Here is a 14,999-nt window from a genome sequence, read left to right as displayed (position 1 = left end):
CGCGGGCCAAGCAACCCAGAGGGAAGGCATGTCCAAGAAACAGAGCCGAACACGAACCAGGGCCAACCAGCGGATCGCCATTGCCATTGCGCTACTGATCTGCGGGGAAGCCTATTGCCAGACGGCGCTCAGCGGGACTGCGGCCGACATCGGGCGGGGCGTCCTCACGCTCGCTCTGCTCGGCTGCGTCATCCGTCTGGCGTTCAACGCGCGCGCGGAGAGGAAGACATGAGCGGCGCCCCGGTCGTCACCTGCACGGGACTGACCAAGAACTTCGGCCAGGTCACGGCCGTCCAGGACGTCACCTTCACGGTCAGCCCCGGCCGGATCGTCGGCCTGCTCGGCCGCAACGGCGCGGGCAAGACAACCACCCTGCGCATGCTGCTGGGACTGACCGCTGCCACAGCGGGCCGGGCCACCGTCTTCGGCCACCACTACGCCGAACTGCCGCACGCCGCCCACCGGATCGGCGTCAGCATGGACGGCATCGGCACCCTGCCCGGCCTCAGCGGACGGCGTGACCTGCGGATCTGGGCACGGATGCTGGGCCTGCCCGCACACCGCGCCGACGAGGTCCTGGAACAGGTCGGTCTCGGCGACCGGGCCGACCACAAGGCCAACGGATACTCCACCGGCATGAAACAGCGCCACGCCCTGGCATCCGCGCTGCTCGCCGACCCCGAACTGCTCATCCTCGACGAGCCCGCCAACGGCCTCGACCCCGACGGGATCCGCTGGCTGCGCACCTTCCTGCGCTCCCTGGCCGAGGAAGGACGCACGGTCCTCATCTCCAGCCACCTGCTGGCCGAGGTGGAACAGACCGTCGACGACGTCGTCGTCATCCAGCGCTCCCTGCGCTACAGCGGCTCCCTGCACGACCTCACCTGTGGCGGCGAGATCCGGCTGGAAGACCGCTTCTTCGAGCTGGTCGACGTCGCCACGACCGAGGAGAGCGCCCATGCGTAATCTGCTGGCCGCCGAATGGGCGAAGATCTGGTCGGGGCGGGCCGCCTGGTCGATGGCCCTGATCGGCCTCGTGCTGGGCGTCCTGGCCGCCGGCGGCTACGCCACCGGCGCCGACGCCGGCATCGCCAACGGCACCACCACCATCCAGGACGTCACGGACCAACTGGTGCGGTGCTGGCTCGCCATGCTGGTGCTCTCCGCGCTGCTCGGCACCGTTTACGTCAGTCGCGAGTACCAGGCGGGCACGATCGGCCGGTCGGTCCTGCTCAGCGGCGGCCGTACCCGGCTGTTCGGGGCGAAGCTCGCCGTCGGCACCGCGATGGGAGTCGCCTTCGGCTTGCTGGCCGCCGGGTGCGCGGCCCTCTCACCGTGGATCTTCCTGCGGGGCACCCGGCACGACCCGGTGTGGACGCGGGAAACGACGCTCACCCTGGTCGGCATATTCGTGGTGACGGTGCTCGCCGCGCCGTGGGGCGCCCTGATCGGCTGGATCCTGCGCAAACAGGCCGCCGCGGTGGCCGTCGTTCTCGGACTGAGCCTGTTCGTCGACGAGGCACTGCTGGCGGCGGCACCGGCCGTCGGCAAGTTCACCATGACCATCGCCATGAGTTCGGTGTACCGCGACGGCAAGCCCGAACTGCTCGGTGCCCCCTGGGCGTTCCTGGTGATCGCCGGCTGGCTCACCGCCGCCGGGTGCGCGGCCCACTGGCTCCTGCACCGCCGGGACGTGCTGTGAAGCCCGGCGGCACGCTGCCGGCCCGCCTCCGCGGCAGGGCGGCCGCACCCACCCCCGAGGAGCGGGCCGCCCTGCTGGCGCGCCCGCGTCCGGCTCCCGACCTCCAGGTGCACGAGCCCCTCAAGGAAGGCACACCCTGGCTGGTCCAGCGCGGGTCCCAGCACTACATCAGGGTCGGCGCCGACATCGTGCGGCTGCTGCGGTCGATGGACGGCGCCCGTGACCACCGCGCTCTGGTGAAGGCGCTGGGGCCGCCATGGCGCGAGAGCGATGTCGCACGGGCCGTGGAGCGCCTCGACCGGATGAAGCTGCTCGAAGACGGAGCCAGGCGCCACCGCGGCGGATCCCGGTTCACCTACGTGCCCCCACTGACGTTCCAGTTCACCGTGGTCAGACCGGAGCGCCTGCTGCGGCGTCTGACGCCGCAGCTCGGCGCGCTGGCAGGCCGGACCGGCGCGGGCCTCGCCCTGGCGCTCTCCGTGGGTGGCGCACTGGCCCTGGCACTGCACGCCCCCGACGTGTCCCGGGCACTCGGGGAGCCGCTGCCGCTCAGCCACCTCATCGCCCTGACGTGCGCCTCGGTCGCCACCACCGCGCTGCACGAGCTGGGGCACGGCGTCGTCCTGACGCACCACGGCGGCAAGCCCAGCCGCATGGGCGTCATGCTGTTCTACCTGATGCCCGCCTTCTTCTGCGACGTCTCCGACGGCTGGCGGCTGCCACACCGCCGACAGCGCGTCCAGGTGGCCGCCGCGGGCATCGCCACCCAGATGGTCATCGCCGGTACCGCTGCGCTCACCGCGTGGGCGGCCGGCGGTACGGGAGGGGTGCTCGACGCCTGGGACACCGTCCTGGTCTTCGCCGTCCTGACGTACACGACGGGCCTGCTCAATCTGCTGCCGTTCGTGAAACTCGACGGCTACATCGCCCTGATGAGCCGTCTCGACCTGCCGCACCTGCGCGACCGGACCATGACGGACGCCCGTTCCTTCCTGGCCAAGGCCCTCTTCGGCGGCACCGGATACACCCGCGAACTCCCGCGACTGCGGTGGTCGGTGCCGTTCGGCCTGGCCTCCATGGTCTTCCCGCTCTACCTGATCGCCCTCGCCGCTTCGCTCTGGCTCGGCCTCATCCAGGGCACCGGGCTCATCGGCGCCACGCTGATCCTCACGGGTGTGTGCGCTCTTGGGCACCGCGCCTGGACCGGGGCCCGTCGGCTGACCCGGCAGGCACGGGACGCGGGCGCCCGCACCGGCCGGATCACAGTCGTCTGGCTGCTCGTCGCGGGTGCCGTGGCGGCCGCGGCCGCCTTCGTGCCCGTGTCATACACGATCACCGGCGGCTACGTCACGAAGGCAGGACGCACGACGCTCACCCTGCCCGCGACAGCCGACCGGGCCGCCCTGCGCGAGGGAGCGAAGGTCACTCTCGAACGCCGGGGCGCGGTCACCCATACCGATCTCGCCACCGCGCACATCACCACGCCCACCGCGCAGCACGGCACAGCACCTTTGTCGGCGTTCGTGCCCGTGCGTGAGGGCGACACCGTGCCCGTGCCCGCCTACCACGTTCCCCTGCGGGTGGACACCGGTGAACCGGACGAGGTGGGCACGGCACGGGTGGCCGCCGGAAACCGCCCCCTGGGCACCTGGCTCTACCTCAACTACATCGCACCCGCCTGGCGTTGAGTCCGGCCTCCACCGCATTCACCGCGTTGCTCCTCCGGAGCGGAGAAGATCATGGACATCATTGGGTACCTGGAGTTCTGCCCGCCCGGCACCCCCTACTTCGACGTGCCCACCGCTCGCGGAGCCGCCGAGGCCGACTACCCCCTGAGCGGTGCCGAGCCGCCCGACGGCTGGACCCGCACCATCGGCCCGGAATGGGTGGTCCTCGCACCGCCGGAGCCCCGCCTCCCGGCGCAGGGCTGGAAGATCCACGTCTCGGCGACGCCGGACAACGCCGAGCACGTGCTGGATACCGTGGCGAAGTACTGCACCACCGAGCGGGTGATGTTCAAGTTCCTGCGCGGCCCGGGGGTGCTCAAGCGGCGCAACGGCAAGTACGGCGATCGCGGCGGCAGCGGCAAGTTCGTGACGATCTACCCGCTCAACGAGACGCACCTGGCCCGCGTACTCGCCGAGTTGGGGGACCTGCTGCACGGCGAGCCGGGCCCGTACATCCTCAGTGATCTGCGCTGGCGCTCCGGCCCGCTGTATGTGCGCTACGGCGGCTTCGTCCTGCGCGCGAAGCGGACCTCCTCCGGCGAGAGCGTGTACTGCATCGAGAACCCGGACGGCGAACTCGTGCCCGACCGGCGGGGCCCCGGCTTCCGGCCGCCCGAGTGGGTCACGCTGCCCGACTGCCTGCGCGAGGCGGTCGCCGACCGTAACTCCGGCGTCCTGCGGGACTTCCCGTTCCGCGTCACCCGCGCCCTGCACTTCTCCAACGGCGGCGGCGTGTACCGGGGCGTCGACACGCGCGACGGCCGCGATGTGCTGATCCGGGAGGCCCGCCCGTACGCCGGACTCGACGGCGACGGCCAGGACGCCGTCACCCGCCTTGGCCGGGAACACCGCGCCCTGGAGCGGCTGCGGGGCGCGCCGTGCGTCCCGGAACTGATCGACCACCGCAAGGGGCACGAGCACTACTACCTGATCCGCGCCTACGCGGAGGGAACACCGCTCTCGAAGGAGATGACCCGGCGCAACCCGCTGGTCCGCGGCAGCAGGGATCACGCCCGGTTCGCCGAGTACGCCCATTGGGCCCTGCGGGTGCTCGACCAGATCGAGGCGGGCGTCGCGGGCATGCACGAGCGCGGTGTCGTCTTCGGCGATCTGCACCCGGGCAACGTCCTCGTCGACAAGGACGGCACGGTCACCTTCATCGACTTCGAGACCGCCAGCGACACGGACAGCCAGTCCGCCCAGCACATGGGGGCGGTCGGCTTCATGGCCCCCGTCGGATACACCGGACGTGCCGTCGACCGCTACGCACTGGGCTGCCTGCGCCTGGCTGTGTTCGCCCCGCTGGCCGGGGCGCTGACGTGGTCCCCGCACCACAAGGCCGCACAGCTCCTGGACCTGCTGGCCGCGCACTATCCGCTGCCCGACGACTTCGCCGCCAAGGTGTACGCCGATCTGGGGACCGCCCTCGCCCCGACCGTGCCCACGGCGCGGCAAGAGCCCCTCTGGCCTGCGCCCCGCCCCGACGAATGGCCCGCCCTGCGAGGCGAGTTGCGTGACGGGATCCTCGACGCCGCCACCCCGGAGCGCACCGACCGGCTGTTTCCCGGCGACGCCCAACAGTTCGTGGATTCCCTGGGCGGAGCGGCCTTCGCGTACGGCGCGGCCGGTGTCCTGTGGACCCTGCACCACACCGGGACGCGGGTACCGCCGGAGCACCTCGACTGGCTGACCACCACCGCACGGTCGGCCGAGGAACCCCCGCCGGGCTTTCACCGGGGACTCTCGGGCATCGCCCACACCCTGGCCGACCTGGGGCGCGAGGAGGAGGCACAGGAACTCCTGGGCCGCATCACGCCCGCCGACCTCGACCGGGCCGACGACAGCCTCCACGACGGACTCGCCGGAATCGGTCTGACCCACCTGGACCTGGCACTACGTACGGGCGAGGGAGACCTGCTCGCCGTGGCACACGGCCTCGCCGCCCGCATGCTGGAGCGGCCCGCGGCCGACCCGGCGGCGTACGGGCTGGTACGCGGCCCGGCCGGTGGAGCACTGTTCCTGCTGCGCATGTACGAACACAGCGGTGAAACCGACCTGCTGGCAGCGGCCGAGCGACGCGTGCGCGCCGACCTGGCGGGGCTGGGCTGGCGCAAGGGCACATTCGCCGAGGACGCCGCGGGGCGGCTGCCGCTGTTCGCGGGCGGCAGCGGGGGCACCGGCATCGTGCTGCACGACCTGCTCGCCCGGCTCGACGGCACCCGGCCGGAACTGCTGGAGGCGCACGACGCGATCCTGCGGGCCACGGCGCTGTCGTTCACCGCGCAGGGCGGACTGTTCCACGGCCGCGCCGGGGTCCTGATGACACTCCTGCGCCTGTCCGACGGCCGGCCCGACCAGGAAGCGGTACGCCGGCATCTCGACGGGCTCGGCCTGCACGCCGTACGCCTCAAGAACCGCCCCGCCTTCCTCGGCACCGAGTGCCTGCGGGTCTCCACCGACCTGGCCACCGGAACCGCCGGCATCCTGGGCGTGCTGGACACGGCACTCGGCGACGACAGCTCGGGGCACCCGTTCCTGTGACCGCGCCGCCATGACGCGAGGCACGGGGCAGGGGCCGCGGTGAAAGGGAATCCTTATCACCGCACAGGAAATTCCTTGCGCCCCCGATTCGGAGATCTGAATGGACTCCGGGCATGGCAGAATTCCGAGTACCCCAGGGCCGATTCCGGCGCCTCCGCGCGGAACCGAGGGTTCGGCCCGAACCAGTACATCGCCCCCTGCCTGCTGCTTCATATCGGCAATGCGAGAGTTGTGAGTGCCATCCGGCCCGGGCTCCAGGCAACAAGAAAGACCGGGAAGTGTGGAACGTATAGCCTTTGTCACTGCCACGCCGTCGCTCCAGCGCCGATTAACCGATGTGCTCACTTCAAAGGGGTGGCAAGTGATTGACTGGGAGCTGTCCCCTGCTGCCGAAAGATCTGCCGCCGATGTCATTCTCGTCGAATCCGGATCCTTTGCCCGGCATCCGCAACCACCCTGGTGCGAGCGGCCCTTCCTGGTCGTGGTGGACGGTGCTGACGACACGTTCTGGAAGTCCCCGTACGTACGCAAGGCGAGGGGCGTCATCGACCGCGACGACCCCGACCAGGGCTTCGTCGACGCGGTGGCCCAGGTGCTCAGCGGGCGCGGCTGGCTCTCGCCCGAACTGGTGCCGCGCGTCCTGGCGGGCATGCCGGTACAGGAACGGCGGCAGGCGCAGCCGGCCGACTGCATGGACCGGCTGACCGGCCGCGAGCGGGACATCGCTCTCCTGGTGGCACAGGGCCTGTCCAACTCGGAGATCGCTCAGCGACTCGTCATAGGACATTCCACCGTGAAGTTCCACGTCTCCAATGTGCTGCAGAAGCTGCGGTGCCGCGACCGCGCACAGCTCGCGGCCCTGATGCATTCCAGGGGCGTCGTGGACGCCCTGCGCGCCGCGGGCGGCACGGGCCCCGCCCTGCCTGCCCGCCCGCAGACGGGGGCGGACCCCGACCGACGGCGGAAGCCGGTGCGGCCAGCCGTCGTTAGCCTCGGTGCTCGCCCCGCGCGCGGAAGGTGAACGGACATGCAAGCCCCCGCCCCACGTGTCTCCGTGGTCTGCCCCGCCTTCAACCGGTCAGCGGCCATCACACAGACCCTGAACTCCGTTCGGGCGCAGTCCGTACGGGACTGGGAACTGATCGTGATCTCGGACGGCAGCACCGACGACACCGACACCCACGTACGCGCAGCCGCCGCGGCGGACCCGCGCATCCGCCTGACGCGTACCGCACACCACGGCCACCCCGCCGAACCCCGCAACATCGCCCTGGCACAGGCACGCGGCAACGTCATCGCCTACCTCGACCACGACGACCAGTGGCACCCCGGCCATCTGGCCGCGGTGCTCACCGCCATCGACTCCGGCGCCACGCTCGTGGCCACGGGCTTCGAACTGCGTGCCGCCGACGGTACGACCACGGCCGTCTCCCAGCCGTACGAGATGTGCTGGCACCCCGAGTTCCAGATCCTCGGTGCGATCTTCGAACCGTCCCGGGTCGCCCACCGGCGGGGAGTTGCGGAACGCGTCGGCGGCTGGCGTGCGGGCGCCGGCATGGAGGACTGGGACCTGTGGCTGCGGCTGACGGACGCGGGCGAACGCTTCACCACCGTCGCCCACCCCACCACGGTGATCCTCGACGATGCCTCGACCCGCAGGCACCGGATCCCGGCCCTTCACCATGTGCCCGTCGCGGCCTTCGACGACCCGGCCCGCGCCCGTAGCGCACTGCGGGCGGTGGCCGACCGGCGCCACGCGGCAGCACTGCGCGCCGCACACCGCAAGGACTGCGAGGCATGGCTGGAACGCCTCGCCGCATCCGGCGACTTCGTCGAACCCCTGGGGGCACGGGGCGACGTGCTGCCGGCCCTGGTCGATGCCATGGCGGACACCGCGCCCCACGAAGCGGATCTGGTGCTGACCCGGCGCGGCCGCTCCTTCGTCCTCGCCAAGCCCGTACGGTGCGCCGACGCCGCCCACGCCGAGCGGATCGCACGCCTGGTCCGCACCGTACATTCCCGCCTGGCCCTGCTGCTGCGCGAGTTGGCGGACAGCACCGCCGCGGCCGTCTCCGCTGGTGCCCGGTGAAGGCCCTGCTCCTGGCCGGCGGAACCGGCAGCAGACTCCGGCCCCTGACCCACACCACCGCCAAGCAACTGGTGCCCGTCGGCGGACAGCCCGTGCTGTTCCACGGCATCCAGGCCATCGTCGCGGCAGGCATCACCGACATCGGCGTGGTCATCGGATCGACCGGAGACGAGATCCGCGCTGCCCTCGGCGACGGCTCCCGGTTCGGCGCCCACGTCACCTACCTCCAGCAGGAACGCCCGCTCGGTCTCGCGCACGCGGTACGCCTCGCCCGCCACTGGCTGGGCGAGGACGACTTCGTGATGTACCTCGGGGACAACTTCGTCATCGGCGGCATCAGCGACGTGGTGCGGGCCTTTGGGACCAAGCGCCCCGACGCGGGCATCCTGGTGACCCGGGTCCCGAACCCCTCCCTCTACGGCGTGGTCGAACTCGGCGAGGAAGGGCGGGTGGCGCGCCTGGAGGAGAAGCCCGCCCGCCCCCGCAGCGACCTCGCCCTGGTGGGGATCTACCTCTTCACGCCCGCCATCCACGAAGCCGTCGCCGCCTGCACCCCCTCTCCACGCGGCGAACTGGAAATCACCGACGCCGTGCAGTGGCTCGTCGACCACGGCCGAACCGTCAGCGCGACCACCATCACCGGCTACTGGAAGGACACCGGCAACGTCGCGGACATGCTGGAGGTCAACCGCTGTGTCCTGGAAGACCTTTCCCCCGAGATCGCGGGCAGCGTCGACACGGCGAGCGAACTGGTGGGCCGGGTGCGGATCGAGAAGGGCGCCCAAGTCGAGAGATCGCGCATCGTCGGCCCCGCGCTGATCGGCGCAGACACGGTCATCCGCGACAGCTACATCGGCCCGTCCACATCCATCGACGCGAACTGCACCGTCTACGGCAGCGAGATCATGTTCTCCATCGTGCTGCGCGCTTCGCGCATCGAGCACGCGGGCCGCGTGGAGGGCTCCCTCATCGGCCGCTCCGTCCGCATCGCCGGCACCGTACGAAGGCCGCACGCACACCGGCTGGTGCTGGGAGACCACAGCCGAATCGAAGTAGCAGTCTGAGAGGCCGGCCCCCACACCGGCCCGCGCCCCCTGAAACCCCCGCTACGAAAGACGCCCGCCCCTATGAGAGTCCTCGTCACCGGAGGCGCCGGATTCATCGGCTCCCACCTGGTCCGGTCGCTGCTGTCCCCGAACGCGAGCGACGGCCCCGGACCGGATGCCGTCACCGTCCTGGACGCCCTCACCTACGCCGGCAACCGGGCCAATCTGGGCAGCGCCGCGCACCACGCGCGCCTGAGGTTCGTACACGGCGACATCCTCGACGCCGAGTGCGTCACCGCGCTGATGGCCGACCACGACACCGTGGTGCACCTGGCCGCCGAATCACACGTCGACCGCTCCATCGGCAGCGGCCGCGCCTTCACCGCCACGAACGCCCTGGGCACCCAGACGCTCCTCGAAGCCGCCGTCCGCGCCCCGCACCCGGTCACGTTCCTGCACATATCCACCGACGAGGTCTACGGATCCGTCCCGGCCGGATCATGCCCGGAGAGCCACCCGCTCGCACCCGCGTCCCCGTACTCCGCCTCGAAGGCCGGCTCCGACCTCCTGGCGCTGGCGTACCACCGCACGCACGGCCTCGACGTCCGTGTCACCCGCTGTTCCAACAACTACGGCCCCTACCAGTTCCCCGAAAAGATCGTCCCACTGTTCATCACCAACCTGCTGCGCGGCCGGCCCGTCCCGCTGTACGGCGACGGCGCTCACATCCGCGACTGGCTGCACGTGGCCGACCACTGCCGCGCGATCCGCCTGGTCCTCGAAGACGGGCGGCCCGGGGAGGTCTACAACGTGGGCGGCGGACAGGAACTGTCCAACCGCCAGCTCACCGGGCGCATCCTGGCCGCCTGCCGAGCCGACTGGGACGACGTCGAGTACGTCGCCGACCGGCCGGGCCACGACGCCCGCTACAGCGTCGACTGGTCGAAGATCCGCGACGAGCTGGGCTACGCGCCCCGCCACGCCTTCGATGAGGGACTCGCCGCCACCGTGGACTGGTACCGCACCCACCGAGCATGGTGGGAGCCGCTCGTCGAGGCGCGGCAGACGCCGGGCGGACGGTGACCATCTGACTCGTCACCGGAGCCGGCGGCCTTTCCGGACAGGACGTGTCCGGCACCCCGGCGGGTCGGCGCACCACGGCGCGCCGACCCCCCGGGGAACGGGGCCTCACCGACCTCGATGCCTGCACCGCAGCCATGGACCGGCCGCGCCCGGATGCCGCGAGGCGTTCTCGATCGGTCGAGGCTTTCGCATGACCGTACGCATGCGGCGCGCGGTTCAGCCGGCTTCTTTCTCACGCGAGCTCGTCCGAGTCACGCGAGTGCGGCTGCCAGGTGCCAGCGAGAGCCTGAACCACACAACCTTGCCCAGTTCGGTGGTCCGGCAGCCGGCCGATGAGCTGAGCTCGCGGACGAGCGACAGGCCGCGGCCTCGCTCGCTCAGCGGATCGCGGTGTTCAGGTGAGCCGGCCCCCGTCAGCCCTGGCAGGGGAGTCGGGTCGTGGTCATGGACTTCGACTCGCAAGCTCGTGGGCAGCACTTCCAGGACCAGTTCGAGAGGGGCGTGAGGAGAGGTGTGCTCGACTGCGTTGGCGACCAGTTCGGCAGTGAGGAGCTCGGCGAGATCGCGGTCCGTGGGGGAGGGCCGGGGCCGGTCATGACCGAGCCCCGGCTCCGTACGGGGAAAGGCCGTCAGAGCCGCACGGACCAGGGTCCGGGCGATGGGGGCTGCGGCAGGGGTGTGCGGTAGCGGCATGCGCCAGGAAGGTGTCGAAGCTGAGGAGTTCGGCATAACGCTCTTCCGTTTGCAGATGTCCTTACCTTTCCCCCGAACATATAAAGTTTACCGTTCAATGGTAGAGGCGGAGGGCCGGAGGGAACGAGGACCTTTGTCCGCCAGGCACGGGCCCTCCGTCCAGGCGCCGACAGCGACGCCCGGAGGACCCCGCGGAGGAGAACGGCCTTAACGCACCCGGCTGTACATGTTCGGGTCGTACCAGTCGAAGGAGGAGATCCGGACCCGCTTGCCGGGGCGCGGGGCCTCCAGGTACTGGCCGCTGCCCAGATAGATCGCCACGTGGTGGATGCCGGACGAGCCGCCGTTGCCGCTCCAGAACACCAGGTCTCCGCGGCGCAGGTCACCGCGGGAGACCGGGGCGGTGGCGCGGTACTGGTCGGCGGCCACCCGGGGCAGCGAAATCCCGGCGCGGCGGTAGGCAGCCATCACCAGGCCGGAGCAGTCCCATCCGCGCGGGCCGTTGCCGCCCCAGACATAGGTGTCGCCGAGGTGGGCCATGGCGAAGCTGACGGCAGCCTCGGTGCCATACCGCACAGGAGCACCGAAACCGGAAGAACCGCCCGAAGAGCTCGAACCGCCTCGGTACCGCTCGTACTTCCACTTGTGGCTGGTCCAGTACCAGTGACCGCCCTTCCGGTACCAGTACACCCCGTCGACGGCGTCGTAACCGCCGCCGCCCCGGAACGTCGGCTCCGATGAGGAGGCCCGGCCGGACGGCGAGCCCCCGGATGCCTCGCGGGAGTTCCCGGAGCCGCCGGAGTGCGCGGCGTACTTGTCATAATGGGACGTCCAGCGCCACCAGCCCGTGGCGTCCTTGTACCAGTATCTGGAGCCGTCCCAGCCGGCGTGGCTCGGGGCCGGTTCGGCCGAGGCGGTGCCGGCGGTGGCGCCGGCCAGGACGGCCGCTCCGACGGCGGCCACGACGGCGCCGCGGATGGTGCAGCGCCGGTCAGCACGAGTGGCCGAGGAGGGTGCCGTGCAGGCCGGGCAGGCGCAGTCGACGGGTGTCTCCTCGGTGAATTCGGGTGTCCGCACAGAGATTCCTTTCAGCGAGTGTCCACAGCGCTGCCGCGCGCCGTGTAGAAGGCCACCGTCAAGTCCTTGACCAGAGCCTTCCGTTCGTAGTCGTCGAGTGCGACGAGCCCCCGCCGGGTGAGCCGGCTGACGGTGTCGTCGACGGCATCAAGCACAGAGGTCAGCACGCTTTCACGGTGCCTGGCGTCGATCGCGGCGATCTGCCGGCGGTGCATGGCGGCCGCGACTTCGGGCGCGTACTCGATCCGCGTCGGCCGCGCCGAGAACACCTCGATGCCGACCGCCCGGCACTCGGCCGCCAGGATCCGGCTGAGCGTGTCACCGACCGCCTCGGCGTCCCGCAGGGTCTCGGCGTCCTCGGAGGAGGCGTCGAAGGAGTCGGCGGGCAGCTGCGAGACGACCCGCGCGGTCACCGCTTCGACCTGCTCGCGCAGATACGCCGCGTGATCGTCGACGGCGAGCAGCGCCCGCGCGGTGTCCACGACCCGCCACACCACAAGCACCACGACCCGCAGTTCCACGCCCTGCGCGTCGACCGCGGCCATCGGTTCGCTGCGCCAGTGCCGCAGCCGTACGTCCACTCGACGGCGCAGCATGAACGGGCTGATCCATACGAGGCCGGTGCGCCGGACGCTGCCCCGGTAGCGGCCGAACAGCGACAGAGCCCACGCGGAGCCGGCCCGGCCCCGGGTGAGCCCGCCCAGAGCGAGCAGCGCGACCACTCCGCAGCCGCCGACGGCGGCCCACTGCCAGAGAAAGAGCCCGTCCGCGGACCGCTCGGGCAGCCGCAGCAGCTCCGCCAGCCGTAGGGGCACGAGCCCCCCGGACCAGACCAATACGCCCGCCCCGGCAACCGCGAGGAGCGCGCAGAGCACCGCCCACCATCCGGAACAAGCCGGCCCGCGCCGCTCGACGAGATCCTTTTCGGGCCGAGGAGGTGGTACGGGCCGACGCGTCCTGACGGCGCAGGTCGGCGCCGGGGCCGGAGCGGGCGTCTGTTCCACCGGTTCGGCGCCCCGGAAGAGGGAGCCCATCGGGACCGAGTGGTACTTCCGCACGACGGGCTCGGCGGTTCTCGTGACCTGGCCGCCCGCACCGGCCGTCCTTCCGGCCTCAGCGGTCGTCCCTGCCGGGTGAGTTCCCGGCTCGGTTCCAGACTGCTTCTCAACGGCTTGGGGCTCAGGTATCGGCACAGCACACTCCCAGCGGGCGCCCAAGGCACGCACAGTGTCTCCTGACGCCATGACAGATGATCACTGACTAACTCCGGTGCTTCCCGGATCGAACGTGATCGACTGCCGCCGAAGGTCCCTGATCCCAGGGACCTTCGTCTCTGAGGTGGCGTCACATGTCACGCCCGGGTTCCCGGCGAAGGCGCCCTCCCGGCCGAGCACACCGCCTCGGGTCTCCTGACCCGCGGCCACCGGACCCACGTACTCACACCGCACAGCTTGTCCGCGGCAGCGCTGCTCGCCACGGCCCCCCCCACGACGCCTCCTCGCCCGCGCCGTGAGCCTGGGAGCCCAGACCGACGCCGTCATCGTGGCCACCCGCGTATACCAGGCTGCCTGTCCTGTGTCAGCGCGGGCTGTGAGGCATGCCGTAGGCGCCGGCGATCAGCTCGGTGGCGGCCCTGCTGCTCGAGCACGAGGCGCCGCATGAGTCCGGTGAGCTGCTCAACGCAGCCGCATGACTTCTCGCCCTGGGACAGGGGCTACGGCTACTTCGCCCCATGGCAACAGGACCCAACTCGGCCCGGCACAGAGCGGTTTAGCAACTGGCCGAGCCGCCGGCGTAACGGCTGGTGGTACCTGGTGGCACACTCCGTCGCGGAGCATGGCCCACAGGACGCCGACCCGTTGCCGGCCAACGCCGGCGGGGCCTGTCTACGCACCAGCAGACTGACTCGTGCGCCGTTCCGCGGCCCGGCGTACGAGTATGGCGTGTAGGTCCCGGGCCGCCGTGGGGACCGAGTGCGCATGACGCCGCTGGATCATCACCCAGAGCTCGGTGGTGTGGTCCGCCAGCGGGCGGCAGGTGATCATGCCGCTGCGCTCCAACGGGTCGCCGAACACGCTGTAGTCGGGCAACACAGCGACGCCGAGCCCCTCGGCGACCATCAGCTTGCCCATTTCGGCGCCGTCGGCCGAGTATGAAAACGACGGCGTATGACCGTTGAGAAGCCGGTGGATGTAGCGGTACATGACATAACCGGATCGCATGATGATCAACGGCCGGGCCAGCAGGTCGGCGACGGTGACCGCCTTGAGCGCGGCGAGCGGGCTGTCCGGGCGGACACAGACGATGGGGCGCCCGCGCAGCAGTTCGGTAGTGTGCAGGCCAGGCGGAAGATCGTCGTCTCTGAGGTAGCTGACCAGTCCGAGGCCGAACCCGCCCTCGGCGAGGAGTTGTTGGATTCCGTCCTGCCGGTCCGCGACCACTCCCACCCGAATCGACGGATGCGCGGCGCGGAACTCACGGATGGCCGGAGTCAGGAGCATGACCGTGACCGCGTTGACCGTACCCAGCCGAAGCGTGCGGCTGATGTAGTGCTGCTCGTCGGCCGCCTGGCGCAGCCGGCCGACCGCTTCCAGCACGGCGATGTGCGGCAGGAGTTCACGCCCTTCGTGGCTGATCCTCGCTCCGGAACGCTTGCGGTCCAAAAGCTCCACTCCCAGTTCCCGCTCCAGGTTGCGGAGTGTCTCGCTCAGCGCCGGCTGCGATAAATGCAGTTCCTCCGCCGCACGGCGCAGCGACCCCAGCCTGGCGTCTTCCTGCACCCGCTGCTCATCGCTCCGCGAGGCCATCACACCGCTCCTTCCGCGGCTGCCCATTCGAGTCCGAGGTTGGCGAGTGTGGTGAGTTTGTCGGTGGTGAGCTTGGTTCGGCGGGTCTTCTGGTTCATGACCCACACCCCAAGCCGGACCTCTGTCCCGTCCGGCAACGCCTCTACGTGCCCCCTGGGGACCCTCACAGAGCCCGTGCGGGCCTTGTACTGCGCCAGGGCCGCAATGCCCCTGTCGAAGGCGCTCACGGGCGTC

At 70.8% G+C, this 14,999-nt stretch carries 14 protein-coding genes; 9 read left to right on the top strand and 5 right to left on the bottom strand.

Annotated elements, in window-relative coordinates; genetic code table 11:
* Nucleotides 1–28: 28 nt before the first annotated feature.
* The 9 genes from ACI2L3_RS34080 to rfbB all read left to right on the top strand — a co-directional run bounded on the left by ACI2L3_RS34080 (nt 29) and on the right by rfbB (nt 10,188).
* Nucleotides 29–232 (top strand): hypothetical protein, encoded by a 204-nt coding sequence (locus ACI2L3_RS34080; protein ID WP_404756287.1) that lies wholly within the window; start codon nt 29–31, stop codon nt 230–232.
* On the top strand, nt 229–966 hold the full coding sequence (locus ACI2L3_RS34075; RefSeq protein ID WP_404756286.1) for an ABC transporter ATP-binding protein: 738 nt from the start codon (nt 229–231) through the stop codon (nt 964–966). Before ACI2L3_RS34080 ends, ACI2L3_RS34075 begins: the two co-directional genes overlap by 4 nt.
* Nucleotides 959–1,702 carry an ABC transporter permease gene (locus tag ACI2L3_RS34070; protein ID WP_404756285.1) on the top strand — a complete coding sequence of 248 codons (744 nt, stop codon included), beginning with the start codon at nt 959–961 and terminating at the stop codon, nt 1,700–1,702. The genes ACI2L3_RS34075 and ACI2L3_RS34070 overlap by 8 nt, the downstream gene beginning before the upstream one ends.
* Nucleotides 1,699–3,390: a daptide biosynthesis intramembrane metalloprotease gene (gene mpaP / locus ACI2L3_RS34065; protein ID WP_404756284.1), complete on the top strand. Its 1,692-nt coding sequence runs from the start codon at nt 1,699–1,701 to the stop codon at nt 3,388–3,390. The genes ACI2L3_RS34070 and mpaP overlap by 4 nt, the downstream gene beginning before the upstream one ends.
* 51 nt (nt 3,391–3,441) lie before the next feature.
* Nucleotides 3,442–5,970, top strand: coding sequence for a class III lanthionine synthetase LanKC (gene lanKC / locus ACI2L3_RS34060; protein WP_404756283.1), 2,529 nt, complete (start codon nt 3,442–3,444; stop codon nt 5,968–5,970).
* Nucleotides 5,971–6,331: 361 nt separating this feature from the next.
* Nucleotides 6,332–6,991 carry a LuxR C-terminal-related transcriptional regulator gene (locus ACI2L3_RS34055; protein WP_404756282.1) on the top strand — a complete coding sequence of 220 codons (660 nt, stop codon included), beginning with the start codon at nt 6,332–6,334 and terminating at the stop codon, nt 6,989–6,991.
* A 6-nt stretch (nt 6,992–6,997) separates the two neighbouring features.
* On the top strand, nt 6,998–8,059 hold the full coding sequence (locus ACI2L3_RS34050) for a glycosyltransferase family 2 protein (RefSeq protein ID WP_404756281.1): 1,062 nt from the start codon (nt 6,998–7,000) through the stop codon (nt 8,057–8,059).
* Nucleotides 8,056–9,123: a glucose-1-phosphate thymidylyltransferase gene (locus ACI2L3_RS34045; protein WP_404756280.1), complete on the top strand. Its 1,068-nt coding sequence runs from the start codon at nt 8,056–8,058 to the stop codon at nt 9,121–9,123. The genes ACI2L3_RS34050 and ACI2L3_RS34045 overlap by 4 nt, the downstream gene beginning before the upstream one ends.
* Nucleotides 9,124–9,186: 63 nt before the next feature.
* Nucleotides 9,187–10,188 carry a dTDP-glucose 4,6-dehydratase gene (gene rfbB / locus ACI2L3_RS34040; protein WP_404756279.1) on the top strand — a complete coding sequence of 334 codons (1,002 nt, stop codon included), beginning with the start codon at nt 9,187–9,189 and terminating at the stop codon, nt 10,186–10,188.
* A 216-nt stretch (nt 10,189–10,404) separates the two neighbouring features.
* On the opposite strand, the gene ACI2L3_RS34035 is transcribed toward rfbB, so the two are convergent.
* The 5 genes from ACI2L3_RS34035 to ACI2L3_RS34015 all read right to left on the bottom strand — a co-directional run.
* Nucleotides 10,405–10,881 (bottom strand): ATP-binding protein, encoded by a 477-nt coding sequence (locus tag ACI2L3_RS34035; protein WP_404756278.1) that lies wholly within the window; start codon nt 10,879–10,881, stop codon nt 10,405–10,407.
* 207 nt (nt 10,882–11,088) lie between these two features.
* A complete protein-coding gene (locus ACI2L3_RS34030; protein WP_404756277.1) occupies nt 11,089–11,958 on the bottom strand; it encodes a C40 family peptidase in 870 nt (289 codons plus the stop codon).
* Between the two features lie 11 nt (nt 11,959–11,969).
* Nucleotides 11,970–12,773 carry an SPFH domain-containing protein gene (locus ACI2L3_RS34025; RefSeq protein WP_404756276.1) on the bottom strand — a complete coding sequence of 268 codons (804 nt, stop codon included), beginning with the start codon at nt 12,771–12,773 and terminating at the stop codon, nt 11,970–11,972.
* Between the two features lie 1,071 nt (nt 12,774–13,844).
* Nucleotides 13,845–14,765 carry a LysR family transcriptional regulator gene (locus ACI2L3_RS34020; RefSeq protein ID WP_404756275.1) on the bottom strand — a complete coding sequence of 307 codons (921 nt, stop codon included), beginning with the start codon at nt 14,763–14,765 and terminating at the stop codon, nt 13,845–13,847.
* The coding region (locus ACI2L3_RS34015; protein WP_404756274.1) for a helicase associated domain-containing protein at nt 14,765–14,999 on the bottom strand (235 nt) is incomplete at its 5' end. The genes ACI2L3_RS34020 and ACI2L3_RS34015, both read right to left, overlap by 1 nt.

It is taken from the genome of Streptomyces sp. NPDC029674 (genome assembly GCF_044903205.1).
Taxonomy (GTDB): domain Bacteria; phylum Actinomycetota; class Actinomycetes; order Streptomycetales; family Streptomycetaceae; genus Streptomyces.
The sequence above is the reverse complement of the archived record's forward strand: the minus strand, read 5'-3'. Positions and strand labels throughout refer to the sequence as shown.